Raw genomic sequence first — 12050 nt, 5'->3', positions numbered from 1 at the left:
GTTACCTTATTTATCGGAAGCTTACCGCTTGTCAGGCTTATGTTAAGGGGACAGCAGTGATAGTGCTGAACAGGACGAGAGAAGCGTTTTTCTGCCCCGGCAGGACAGCGTAAAAACCAGCCCGTGTGTAACTGAAACGATGAACAATTCCATTAATTTTCCAGACGGCATCGATGCGGAAATATTTGTCCGTGATTACTGGCAGCAAAAACCGTTGTTTATCAAAAATGCCCTGGCCGGTTTCAAGGACCCACTCACCCCGGAAGAACTGGCCGGGCTCGCCTGCGAAGAAGGTATCGCCTCGCGGCTGATCCAGGAGCACGGCGAGACGCCCTGGCAGGTCCGGCACGGGCCGTTCCGTGAGGAAGACTTCACCAGCCTGCCGGAATCACATTACACATTTCTGGTCCAGGACCTGGATCGTTACATCCCCGAGCTCAACCAGCTCCTTGATAACCTTGATTTCCTGCCAGCCTGGCGCATGGACGATGTCATGGCCAGCTACGCCGCCCCCCAGGGCACGGTTGGCCCGCATACCGACCAATATGATGTCTTTCTCATCCAGGGGCTGGGCACGCGTGTCTGGCAAATCAACACGCAAGTACAGGGCGAAGAGAAACTTATCCCCGGTCTCGACCTGCGTATCCTCGCCGCGTTCGAGGCCGAGCAGGAATTTATCATGCAGCCCGGCGACATGCTCTACCTGCCGCCCGGGGTCCAGCATCACGGTGTCAGTGATGCGCCCTGCATGACTTACTCGATCGGTTTTCGCGCCGCCACACAGCTGGAACTGCTCGGTGACTATATCGACCAGCGCACCCTGCAACATGGTGACGATGTACGTTTTCGGGATGGCGCGATCACCGCCGACCCCCACAATGGCGAAATCAAGCCCGCCGCGCGACAGCGTATCCGGGAAATGATCCGGCAGATACCGGGCAGTGATGCGGAGATCGATGACTGGTTTGCACGCTTTGTCACTTATACCGGCGTCCGCCTGGAAAAGGGTATTCCGCTGCATAGCGAGTCTGACCCGGCCTTGTTTATTGAACTGTGTTCAAGTCATCCACGACTGCTCAGGGACCTGCAAAGCCGTTTCGCCTACATTGAAGCTGAGCATGGCCTGCAGTTATATATCGACGGTGAAACTGCCGCCATCCCGCCCGGGCAGGCCGGGCTGGTGCGCTGGCTCTGCAATCAGCGTCAGTATGATTGCGAAACATTAGGTCGTTATCTGCAAAACGCCGGGAATGCCGACCTGCTGTGCGCGTGGTGGGAGCACGGCCTGGTCTACTTTGATGACTGAGTGGCAGATTCGTATCGCCGACTGGCTCGATGCCGCCGACCAGGCTGCCATCCGTTCTGTTCGCGAGCAGGTCTTTATCAATGAACAGCATGTCCCCGAGGCCCTCGAGTGGGACGACCTGGACGCGGAGTGCCTGCACCTGCTCGTCATCCATCCAGAGCACGGAGCGCTGGCAACGTCGCGGCTGTGCTATGATAGCGATACAGGGTATACCCATATCGGTCGCATGTCGGTTCTGCAAGACTGGCGTCAACAGGGCGTTGGCAAGACGATGCTCGAATTTCTGATCGAACATGCCGACATGCAACAGATCGATTGCCTGCGACTGAACGCCCAAACCCGGGCCGTGGACTTTTACCGCAAGTGCGGCTTTGATATCTGTGGTAATGAATTTCCTGATGCCGGCATCCCCCATTACCCGATGCAGCGTTGCCGGTAGAATAACCACTGGCAAATACAGCAAGATACGTTATCTTTACTCTCAGGCTGAGTAATCCGTATATGGTGATACAGCATGCACACAGATTTTGAACAAGCCCTGCAACAGGCCCGTCTTGGCGACGATGTAGTCCTCTACAGCGAGGCGCGAGATGAGGCCGCCGTGGCCTGCCTGCACATGGTCTTGCCGGCCACCTTCAGGCTCGATGTGATCAGCCGTGACCTCGAGCCGGCGATCTTCGACAATGAGGATTTCTATCAGGCCGTCAAACAACTGGCCATGCGCAGTCCGAAGTCGAAGGTACGCATCCTGATCCAGAATAGCGAACACATTGTTAAACATGGCCATCGCCTCGTCGAACTGAGCCAGCGCCTGAGCAGCCATATCGACATTCACCTGCAAGGCAGGGATTTCAGGGAATTCAACGAGGCATGGCTGATTGTTGATGATCGTGGCTGGGCAAAACTGCCTCGCACGGACAGCTTCAAGGGCGAGTTTCACTTCAATGCCCCGCGCGAAGTCAGGGAGCGCAGCAAGGAATTTAACACGATGTGGGATGTCAGTATTGAAGACCCCAACCTGCGCCGCTTATACCTGTGAACAGGAAACCTCTATGACATACCGAATATCCGTCCGTGTACTTGCCGTTCTACTGCTGTTTATTACGAATATGCTGTTGGCGGCCGACCGCATCGAGATGTTTCCCCTCCAGCACCGCACGGCCAATGAGATCATCCCGGTGATCAAGCCGATGCTCGGCGAGGATGCCGCCGTCACCGGCGAGGGCTTTAACCTGATTGTACGCGCACCGGCAGCCTCCCTCGAGCAGGTACGCGACATCATCAACCAACTGGACCGCGCACCGCAGCGTCTGCGTATCAGCGTCCGCAAACAGCAGGCGGATACCGTCTCCCGGCACGGCATCGGCGCCTCCGGCACCATCCGCTCGGGGGATGCCCGGATAGAGTTGAATAAGCCCGGCACGGCCCGGCTCAAGTTACATGAGTCCACAGGTCGCTCCGCCGAAAACGGCACGCAGACGGTTCATACCCTCGACGGCCGCCAGGCGTTTATCCAGGTCGGGCAACTGGTGCCGGTACCGGAACGCAGCGTTGACCGCTTCGGCACACAGCGGGAAAGCATCCAGTACAAAAATGCCACTACCGGTTTCTATGTGCTGCCCCGTTTGAGCGGCGAGCAGGTCATTGTCGATATCAGCCCGCACAGTATTTCCCTGAACCGGCATGGGCAACAGAGCTTTGATATCCAGCAGGCCCGGACCACGCTGCGCGGCAACCTCGGTGAGTGGCTGTCGATTGGCGGCATTCAGCAAGAGGCGCACAGCAGCAGCAAGGGCATCACCTACTCCACGCAGCGGCAGGACGGCCTGAACGCAGATTTTCAGATACGGGTTGAAAAAATCAGCCCGGAATAGGCAGGCCATGCCAAAGGCCGGTTCCGCACAAGCTTTGCTGTTATTAACCTCCGGTATCGAGTAAGATTGCGGCCCTATGATGACCGCCAGCAAACATCCCCGTGAAGTTATCGTTTTCTTCAAATATCACTGATATCAAATAGTTAATACCCACCGTGTCATTGCAGTCGCTAAATCCCCGCCAGCGTGAAGCCGTTGAATACCTGGCCGGTCCCGTACTCGTACTGGCCGGTGCCGGCAGTGGCAAAACCCGTGTTATTACCTATAAGATTGCCGAGTTAATCCGCACCCATGGCCTCGAGGCACGCCAGATAGCCGCAGTCACCTTTACCAACAAGGCCGCCCGCGAGATGAAGGCGCGTATTGCCGGCCTGCTCAGCGCCGACGTCGCCAAGGGCTTGCGCATCAGCACGTTTCATACCCTGGGCCTGAATATCATCCGCCGTGAACTGTCGACGCTGGGCTACAGAAAGGGTTTCTCCATCTACGATGACCAGGACAGCATGGCGGTGCTGACCGAACTGAGCCGCGGCGAGAGTGAAGAGCGGATACGCCAGTTCCGTAACCAGATCTCGCGCTGGAAGTCCGCCTGTATCAGCCATGCTGATGCACAACGCACAGTCGACGACCCCCTCTATGCCCGTGCGGCGGAGCTCTACGAGGCCTACGATCGTCATCTGCAGGCCTGTAACGCCGTCGACTTTGATGATCTTATCTTCCTGCCCGTGCGCCTGTTCAGAGACAACGACAAGATCCTGCAGCGCTGGCGTTCGAATATCCGTTACCTGCTGGTCGACGAATACCAGGATACCAATTCCACGCAGTACGAACTGGTCAGGCAACTGGTCGGTGAGCGGGGCTGCCTGACCGTAGTCGGCGACGATGACCAGTCGATTTACGCCTGGCGTGGCGCACAGCCGGAAAACCTGGCCTTGCTCGCGGAAGACTTCAAAGGCCTGAAATTGATCAAGCTGGAACAGAACTACCGTTCCATGGGCTGCATCCTCAAGGCCGCCAACCAGCTGATTGCCAATAACCCGCATATATTTGAAAAGGCCCTGTGGAGTGAGCTGGGGTTCGGCGAACCGATGCAGGTGATTCGCGGCGCCAATGAAGAACGCGAGGCGGAAAAGGTTATCAACCGCATCATGCATCACAAGTTTACCAGGCTCACCAGCTATGGTGACTATGCCATTCTTTATCGCGGCAACCATCAGTCACGCCTGTTTGAACGCTCCCTGCGCGAATTCAATATCCCCTATTACCTGAGTGGCGGCACGTCGTTTTTCGCCTATACCGAGATCAAGGACATCATGGGTTATCTGCGTGTCCTCGCCAACCCGGATGACGACAACGCCATGCTACGCATTATCAATACGCCACGCCGCGAGATCGGCCCGGGGACGGTGGAAAAACTGGTGGCCTTTTCGCATGCGAAGAATTTCAGCCTGTACACCGCCTGCCATGATGCCGACCTCGACGAGCATCTGTCGACCCGCGCCCTGCGCAAGGTCCGTGATTTTGCCGACTGGCTGGCACGCATGTCCTACCAGACCGAGTCTGAACCCCCTCTGCAGGTCGTCAAGCAGTTACTCGCCGAGATCAATTACCAGCAATGGCTGGCAGATACCTGTGCCGATGAAAAGGCCGCCGAACGCCGTATGGACAATGTCATGGAACTGGTCGAATGGCTGGAGCGTCTTGCCAAGCGCCCGAACATGCATGATGCCACGCTCGGTGATCTGGTGGCGCGCCTGACCTTGCTGGATATTCTCGACCGTGATGATGAACAGGAAGGTGATCACGTCCACCTGATGACCCTGCATGCAGCCAAGGGGCTCGAATTTCCGCATGTCTACATGGTGGGCATGGAGGAAGACATCCTGCCACATCGCACCAGTATCGAGGCCGGTGATATCGAAGAAGAGCGTCGTCTTGCCTATGTCGGCATTACCCGCGCCCAGCGCACCCTGACCTTCAGTTACGCGGCACGCCGCAAACGTTTTGGTGAAACAATCGAGTGCGAACCCAGCCGCTTCCTCGATGAACTTCCCGATGATGTCATCCAGCGTGAAGGCAAGAACGAGGACCCGGAGGCCGCCCGTGCGGAAGGTGAAGCCACACTGGACAGCCTGCGTGCCATGCTCAACAAATAAAGACACATCGCAATGATTTTATGCGCCGCCTGCTGCTGACAGGGATGACTTACCTATCGCGATTATCCCTTCGCTGCTGATCTTGAACCGTTGTTTATCCATCTTGGCATCAAAACCGATGCGACTCCCCGCCGGAATCAGGTTGTCCTTATCGATAATACAGTTTCGTACATGCGCGCCGTCGCCAATCCTGACGCCGTCAAACAGGATACTGTCCTCAACAACAGCCTCATCGCCGATATGCACATTAGAAAAAAGGATCGAGTTCTGTACACTGCCACCGGCAATAACTGTCCCGGCGGAAATGATCGAATTGATTGCGATGCCTTCATTGCCCAATACGCCAGGCACGGTTCGCGCGGGCGGGAACTGCGGCTGATGACTACGTATAGGCCAGTCAGACTGATACAAGTCTATCGATGGCGAAGACTTCAGTAAATCCATATTGGCTGAATAAAAATCATCCAGGTTGTCGATGTTACGCCAGTAACCATCCTGGCTTACCCTGCCCTGCGAACCTTCAAAGCCGTAGGCATAAACGCGGTGGCTCTTGACCAGTTGCGGGAACACATCTGCTGCCAGCCCGTGGGAAGATTGCGGCTGCGCGTGGTCCTGGCTGAGCATCTCAATAAGAAGTTCCTTGGAGAAGACATAAATCCCCAGTGAGGCAAGGCTGTTATTATCAGGGTCATCAGCGACCTTCTGTGAAAAATTACTGACCCGTTGCTTATCGTCCGCATCTACCACGAAATAGTTTGACGAATTCATTGCCGATGGAGCTGTGCAGGCTATCGTTACATCTGCATTGTTTGTAATGTGCTGCTGTAACAATGCCGCATAATCCATCCTGTAGATATTGTCACCCGGCAAGACAATCACGTATTCGGCCGGGTTCCTCTCCAGCAGGTACAAATTCTGATAGATAGCATCGGCCGTGCCGCTGTACCAGCCGGCCCCGGTACGCATCTGCGGCGGCACGGCAGTAATGTATTCGCCCAGCTCCGGGTTATAAATCGACCAGGCATCACGCAGGTGCTTTTGCAGGGAATGCGACTTGTACTGGGTCAACACCAGCACCCGGCGCAGGCCCGAATGCAGGCAATTAGACAGCGGGAAATCGATAATCCTGTACTTGCCGCCAAACGGTATTGCCGCCTTCGTACGCTCATCGGTTAAGGGTGACAAACTCTCCCCTGTCCCACCGGCCAGGATAATCGCAAGGGTCTTATTCATCATCTTAATAACCTGTATGCAATGTAATAAGGTTTGTACTGCAAGGGTCATGCCGTCTCATATCAGGCAGATATGATACAGACACACTCAAAGTAGTGCAGCTGGCGCTAACAAATGGTTTTTTATGCACACTTCTGGTGCGTAGGGAATCAAGCGCTATGTCAGGAACGTTTGCCGACCAGGGCGATATCATCGAGGCTATTCAGGTTACTCAGTGCCTGTGGTTGATCTGAAAAATCGACACTCGCATAGCCGGTCTCCTCGATCCAGCGCATCAGTTTGAGATTGCCCTGTTGTAAACGATTACGAATATCGGCATGCACCGATCGCTGCATCAGGTTAATCACCGGATGCTGTCGCTCACCATCCACGGCAATGGCCATTGGGTAGTTCGAATCCTGCAGGGCCGCATACAGGCGCGACAACAGGTTAGCTGGCAGGAACGGCGTGTCACAGGGCACGCAAAGCAGAAACGGCTTGTCGGTGGCAGCAAGGGCGGCATCAATACCGGCCAGTGGCCCATAGAAGCCTTCCTGCCGATCACTTATAACCGGGTAGGCAAGGGCCTTGTACTGCTCAAGATTGCGGTTGGCACTGATCACCAGGCTGTCGACTTGCGGCGCAATAACATCGATCACATGCGCGATCAGGGGTTTGCCGTCCAGTTCAAGGAGGCCCTTGTCTTCACCGCCGACGCGTCGTCCTCGTCCACCCGCAAGGATGACGGCGGCAACATCCTTATATGGCTGCGACTGGCTCACGAAAGCAATTCAAGAAAATCCAGCCAGGTGACACTATCGCCCTGTTTCACCGTGGTATGTTCCGGTATCTCGACAAAACCGTCTGCCCAGACGGTTGAGGTTAACACCCCTGAACCCTGGGCAGGGTAAAGTGTGGCTTTCATCAGCCCGTCTTCCGCACGCAGTTGGGCACGCACAAATTCACGCCGCGGCCCTTCTTTTGGCCAGTCAAAGTCGGCGGTTACCGGCAGGCGACGTGGCATGACTTCCTGCACGCCCATCATGCGCAGGATAAACGGTCGCGCAAACAGGCAAAATGTCGCAAAGGCCGAAACCGGATTGCCCGGCAAACCGATGAAGGCACTCTCGCCCAGCTGGCCAAAGGCCACCGGCTTGCCCGGCTTCATCGCCACCCGCCACATATCGACACTGCCGAGCTGGTCCAGCGCCGCTTTCACATAATCTTCCTCACCGACCGAGACGCCACCCGTGGTCATAATCAGGTCAGCATCCCTGGTCGCGGCCTGCAAGGCCTGCACGGTGGCCTCGAGTGAATCCGGCACACTGCCAAGATCGATAATCTCGCAATCCAGTGTCTGCAACAGGCCATTCAGAATAAAACGATTCGAGTTATAGATCTGACCCGGGCCAATCTGCTCACCCGGTGCCACCAGTTCATCACCCGTGGAGAAGATGGCGACCCGCGGTCTGCGCCAAACCTTGATCGCCGGAATCCCCACCGAGGCAATCAAACCCATATCCTGTGGCCGCAGGCGCGTGCCTGCTGGCAGAATCTCTGCGCCAGCCTGAATGTCCTCGCCACGACGACGAATATGATCACCCACACAGACTTTGGTATTCACGGTCAGTTTATCCCTGTCCTGTGAACACTGCTCCTGCATCACCACTGCATCAGCACCCTCCGGGATCGGCGCCCCGGTAAAGATACGTGCCGCTTCACCCGCATTCAACGGCTTGCCGACCACGCCGGCCGGGATACGCTGGGTGACCGTTAAGATTCCGTCATTTGCGACATCATTCGCCCGCACTGCGTAACCATCCATCGCCGTATTGTCGGCCGGCGGCACATCGATCGTCGACAGCACCGCCTCGGCCAGCACCCGGCCACGCGCCGCGAACAGGTCAATCTGTTCCATGTCGGAAACAGGCCTGGCGCGTTCGAGCAGGAAGTTAATCGCCTCGTCGGCGGTCAGCATTCTATCAGTGGGATTAAAACAGGGATCGGACATAGAAAAACCAGAATTGATGATTTATGAATGATGATTGATGAACATAGAAATTGATGATTGCAGATTGATGATTGATGATTGATGATTGATGATTGATGAATTCGGCGATCATCAATCATCAATCCGAATTCATCAATCAAATTGTTTGGTCGGGGCGAAAGGATTTGAACCTTCGACCACCGGCACCCCATGCCGGTGCGCTACCAGACTGCGCTACACCCCGTTAATGTGATCTTGCCACAGATCGATGTCGGGCTAAATAAAAAAGGGTAGTTAAAAAATAAATCGCTCAGGCTTTAAGGATATGCAGCAAATCTTCCAGTTCGGTGCGAACCTGGCGAATAATCTGTTGACTCTGAATCGAGTCATCCTTGGCCTCGTTGCCGGCCATTTTCTGGCGTGCACCGCCGATCGTAAAGCCCTGTTCGTACAACAGGTTGCGGATCTGGCGGATCATGATGACATCCTGACGCTGATAGTAGCGGCGGTTGCCACGGCGTTTCACCGGTTTAAGCTGTGGAAATTCCTGTTCCCAGTAACGCAGCACGTGGGGCTTGACCTCACACAGCTCGCTGACCTCACCAATGGTGAAGTAGCGCTTGCCGGGAATCACGGGCAATTCGTTATTGTTGCTCGGTTCCAGCATATGCCTCTACTCGTGATTTGAGTTTCTGTCCGGGACGGAATGTCACAACGCGACGTGCGGTAATCGGGATCTCTTCACCCGTTTTCGGGTTGCGTCCCGGACGCTCGTTCTTATCGCGCAGATCAAAATTTCCAAAACCGGAAAGTTTTACCTGGTGTCCTTGCTCGAGCGCACCGCGGATCTCTTCGAAAAACTGCTCGACGATCTCTTTCGCCTCGCGTTTATTCAATCCCAGTTCCTCGAACAGGCGCTCGGCCATTTCTGCTTTTGTTAGTGCCATGCCTGCTCTCTAATCTCTTAAAGTTGCATCAAATTCAGTCTTCAGTGTCGATAACACTCTTTCCATGACGGCCTCGACATCAGCGTCTGTAAGAGTGCGTGAAGTCGCCTGTAAGGTCAAGCCCAATGCGAGACTTTTTCGCCCGGAATCAATGCCTTTGCCACTATAGACGTCAAATAACTCGAGGTTATGAAGCTTATCCCCTGCCGCTTCTCGTATTGTTCTACAGACTTTTTCGGCGGCCAGCGAATTATCCACAATGATAGCGATATCGCGTCGAATAGAAGGATAGCGCGAAACCTCGGAAAATCCAGGTAATTCACCCTTTTGCAGGGCATCCAGGCGCATTTCGAAAGCAAAGACCGCCGCCGTCAGACCCATTTCGCGCGCCAATACCGGGTGAAGCGCACCGATCCAGCCGATTTCCTCACCATTTCGGCTCATTTTTGCCGATTGGCCCGGGTGGTAAACCGGATTTTCAGCCGCTTCGAAGCTGATGGCGTTCAAACTGCCACTCATTGCCAATAAGTCTTCGACATCCGCCTTCAGGTCAAAGTAGTCAAAGGCCCGCTTCTCCGCAGCCCATTGCTCGGGCAGGACGGTTCCTGAGACCACACCCGCCAGAGTTCTTTCTTCATAAATATCATTGTCTTGCTTAAGATACTTAACACCAGACTCGAAGAGTAAAACCCGTGCCTGCTGACGGTTTAAATTGTATTTCAGCGATTCTACCAGCCCGGGCAGCAGGCTGGTGCGCATGACCGCCATGTCGGCCGCAAGCGGATTGGCCAGTGCCAGGGCGGCCTGCCCGGGACTGAAACGCACCTGCATGGCCGGGTCAATAAAACTGTAGTTCACCGCCTCCTGGTAACCGCGGTCCACGAGGCGCTGGCGGATTCGACGCAAGGGTACCCGGCTCTCGTCGCACGGGGCGATTTTCAGCGCGGCCTGCGGATGACGCGTGGGCAACCTGTCGTAGCCATAAATGCGGCCGATTTCCTCAATCAGGTCGACTTCCAGGCTGATATCAAAACGAAACCCTGGCGGTGTCACCTGCCACTGCCCGTCCGCGGCTTCAACCTGCATGCCGAGGCGCTCGAGCATGCTGGTCACCTCCGCTGCCGGCACGGCAATACCCAGCACACGCTCGATACGCCCGGCGCGCAACGTGATCGAGACAGGCCGGGGTAGGTGCGCCTCGCTTACAACCTCAATGACCGGACCCGCCTCGCCGCCGACGATCTCGAGCAGCAACACCGTGGCCCGTTCCATCGCCCGTTTCTGCAGCTGCGGGTCAACGCCGCGCTCAAAACGGTGCGAAGAGTCCGTATGCAGCCCATAGCCACGGGCCCGCCCGGCGATGCTCTCGGGGGCAAAAAAGGCACTCTCGAGGAACAGGTGACGACTGTGCTCAGTGACCCCGCTCTGCTCGCCGCCCATGATCCCGGCCAGCGCCAACGGACCTCGCTCATCGGCAATGACGAGTGTATCGGGCTTAAGTTCAACTTTATTCCCGTCCAGCAGGACCAGTGGCTCACCGGCTGCAGCCCGCCGCACCTGGATGCCGCCCTGCAGCTTGTCGAGATCGAAGGCATGCATGGGCTGGCCCAGTTCCAGCAGAACGTAGTTCGTCACATCGACGACCGGGCTGATACTGCGCAGGCCACTGCGACGCAGACGCTCCTGCAGCCACCATGGAGAATCTGCTGCCGGGTTGATATTGCGGAGCACGCGGCCCAGGTAACGCGGGCAGTCTGCCCCTGCCTGTACCTCGACCGGGAAGGTGTCGGCAATCGTGGCCGCCACATCAGGCATTTCCGGGTGGCGGACATCCAGATCGAACAACACGCCGGCCTCCCGCGCCAGCCCGGCTACACCGAGACAATCACCGCGGTTTGGGGTCAGGCCGAGTTCGATACTGACATCATCCAGTTGCAGATAGTCGCGAACATTGATGCCCGATGTAGCATCCGACGGCAGCGGTAACAGGCCTTCGGCCTCTTCCACCAGGCCGAGCTCGGCGGCCGAGCACAGCATGCCGAATGACTCGACACCACGCAGCTTGCCCTTCTTAATCTTCATGCCACCGGGGAGTTTTGCCCCGACCAGCGCGGTCGGCACATGCATGCCCGTAACAACATTCGCTGCACCGCAGACGATCTGTAACGGTTCCGCTTCGCCGACATCGACCTTGCAGACACGCAGACGATCGGCATCCGGGTGTGGTGCGACGTCAATGACCTCACCGACGACGATCTGGCTAAATTCCCCCGCCACGGGTTCAATCGCATCGACCTCGAGCCCGGCCATGGTCAGACGGTGACCGAGCTCCTCTGTCGAGACAGCCGGGTTCACCCATTCACGTAACCATTGTTCACTAAATTTCATTTTTAAAACCTTAAATACAAAATGCCCTATGATTTTTTCTAACGCAAAGGCACGCAAAGAAAATCTAAAACAATTAGAAATCTGCAATAGATACTTTTTGTTTCTGCATCAAAATATCACTGCTGTCCCGTTAATTCCCTCTCCCTTCGGGAGAGGGTTAGGGTGAGGGGATTTAGA

11 protein-coding genes and 1 tRNA gene are annotated in these 12050 nt (G+C 55.9%); 5 read left to right on the top strand and 7 right to left on the bottom strand.

All coding sequences use genetic code 11. From position 1 onward, the window contains the following. Positions 1-139 precede the first annotated feature (139 nt). From RQ738_RS11700 to RQ738_RS11680, 5 genes are all read left to right on the top strand, one after another. Positions 140-1306 carry a cupin domain-containing protein gene (locus RQ738_RS11700; RefSeq protein WP_314165402.1) on the top strand — a complete coding sequence of 389 codons (1167 nt, stop codon included), beginning with the start codon at positions 140-142 and terminating at the stop codon, positions 1304-1306. Next, positions 1299-1745 (top strand): GNAT family N-acetyltransferase, encoded by a 447-nt coding sequence (locus RQ738_RS11695; protein ID WP_314165401.1) that lies wholly within the window; start codon positions 1299-1301, stop codon positions 1743-1745. The genes RQ738_RS11700 and RQ738_RS11695 overlap by 8 nt, the downstream gene beginning before the upstream one ends. 75 nt (positions 1746-1820) lie before the next feature. Beyond that, on the top strand, positions 1821-2345 hold the full coding sequence (locus RQ738_RS11690) for a hypothetical protein (RefSeq protein ID WP_314165400.1): 525 nt from the start codon (positions 1821-1823) through the stop codon (positions 2343-2345). Positions 2346-2358: 13 nt separating this feature from the next. Beyond that, on the top strand, positions 2359-3180 hold the full coding sequence (locus tag RQ738_RS11685) for a secretin N-terminal domain-containing protein (protein ID WP_314165399.1): 822 nt from the start codon (positions 2359-2361) through the stop codon (positions 3178-3180). A gap of 155 nt (positions 3181-3335) precedes the next feature. Continuing rightward, a complete protein-coding gene (locus RQ738_RS11680; RefSeq protein ID WP_409929550.1) occupies positions 3336-5336 on the top strand; it encodes a UvrD-helicase domain-containing protein in 2001 nt (666 codons plus the stop codon). 18 nt (positions 5337-5354) lie between these two features. Here RQ738_RS11680 and RQ738_RS11675 read toward each other — a convergent pair whose 3' ends face one another. From RQ738_RS11675 to pheT, 7 genes are all read right to left on the bottom strand, one after another. After that, a complete protein-coding gene (locus tag RQ738_RS11675; protein WP_314165396.1) occupies positions 5355-6572 on the bottom strand; it encodes a glucose-1-phosphate adenylyltransferase in 1218 nt (405 codons plus the stop codon). A 158-nt stretch (positions 6573-6730) separates the two neighbouring features. Beyond that, positions 6731-7330, bottom strand: coding sequence for a molybdenum cofactor guanylyltransferase MobA (mobA, locus tag RQ738_RS11670; RefSeq protein ID WP_314165395.1), 600 nt, complete (start codon positions 7328-7330; stop codon positions 6731-6733). Further along, positions 7327-8559 carry a gephyrin-like molybdotransferase Glp gene (glp, locus tag RQ738_RS11665; RefSeq protein WP_314165394.1) on the bottom strand — a complete coding sequence of 411 codons (1233 nt, stop codon included), beginning with the start codon at positions 8557-8559 and terminating at the stop codon, positions 7327-7329. Before glp ends, mobA begins: the two co-directional genes overlap by 4 nt. 146 nt (positions 8560-8705) lie before the next feature. Next, positions 8706-8782, bottom strand: a tRNA-Pro gene (locus RQ738_RS11660). Between the two features lie 66 nt (positions 8783-8848). Continuing rightward, positions 8849-9205, bottom strand: a complete 357-nt coding sequence (locus tag RQ738_RS11655; protein ID WP_314165393.1) for a MerR family transcriptional regulator — start codon at positions 9203-9205, stop codon at positions 8849-8851. Beyond that, positions 9183-9485 carry an integration host factor subunit alpha gene (gene ihfA / locus RQ738_RS11650; RefSeq protein WP_314165392.1) on the bottom strand — a complete coding sequence of 101 codons (303 nt, stop codon included), beginning with the start codon at positions 9483-9485 and terminating at the stop codon, positions 9183-9185. The genes RQ738_RS11655 and ihfA overlap by 23 nt, the downstream gene beginning before the upstream one ends. A gap of 9 nt (positions 9486-9494) precedes the next feature. Beyond that, complete coding sequence (gene pheT, locus RQ738_RS11645; RefSeq protein ID WP_314165391.1) at positions 9495-11873, bottom strand: phenylalanine--tRNA ligase subunit beta; 2379 nt, start codon at positions 11871-11873, stop codon at positions 9495-9497. Between the last annotated feature and the right edge of the window lie 177 nt (positions 11874-12050).

It is taken from the genome of Sulfuriflexus sp. (genome assembly GCF_032250955.1).
In the GTDB taxonomy this organism is placed as follows: Bacteria; Pseudomonadota; Gammaproteobacteria; order AKS1; family AKS1; genus Sulfuriflexus.
This window is presented reverse-complemented; position numbering and strand designations above follow the sequence as displayed.

Coding starts and splice junctions, on each gene's coding strand:
- RQ738_RS11700 (WP_314165402.1), top strand. CDS start 140: ATGAACAATTCCATTAATTTTCCAGACGGCATCGATGCGGAAATATTT.
- RQ738_RS11695 (WP_314165401.1), top strand. CDS start 1,299: ATGACTGAGTGGCAGATTCGTATCGCCGACTGGCTCGATGCCGCCGAC.
- RQ738_RS11690 (WP_314165400.1), top strand. CDS start 1,821: ATGCACACAGATTTTGAACAAGCCCTGCAACAGGCCCGTCTTGGCGAC.
- RQ738_RS11685 (WP_314165399.1), top strand. CDS start 2,359: ATGACATACCGAATATCCGTCCGTGTACTTGCCGTTCTACTGCTGTTT.
- RQ738_RS11675 (WP_314165396.1), bottom strand. CDS start 6,572: ATGATGAATAAGACCCTTGCGATTATCCTGGCCGGTGGGACAGGGGAG.
- glp (WP_314165394.1), bottom strand. CDS start 8,559: ATGTCCGATCCCTGTTTTAATCCCACTGATAGAATGCTGACCGCCGAC.
- RQ738_RS11655 (WP_314165393.1), bottom strand. CDS start 9,205: ATGCTGGAACCGAGCAACAATAACGAATTGCCCGTGATTCCCGGCAAG.
- ihfA (WP_314165392.1), bottom strand. CDS start 9,485: ATGGCACTAACAAAAGCAGAAATGGCCGAGCGCCTGTTCGAGGAACTG.
- pheT (WP_314165391.1), bottom strand. CDS start 11,873: ATGAAATTTAGTGAACAATGGTTACGTGAATGGGTGAACCCGGCTGTC.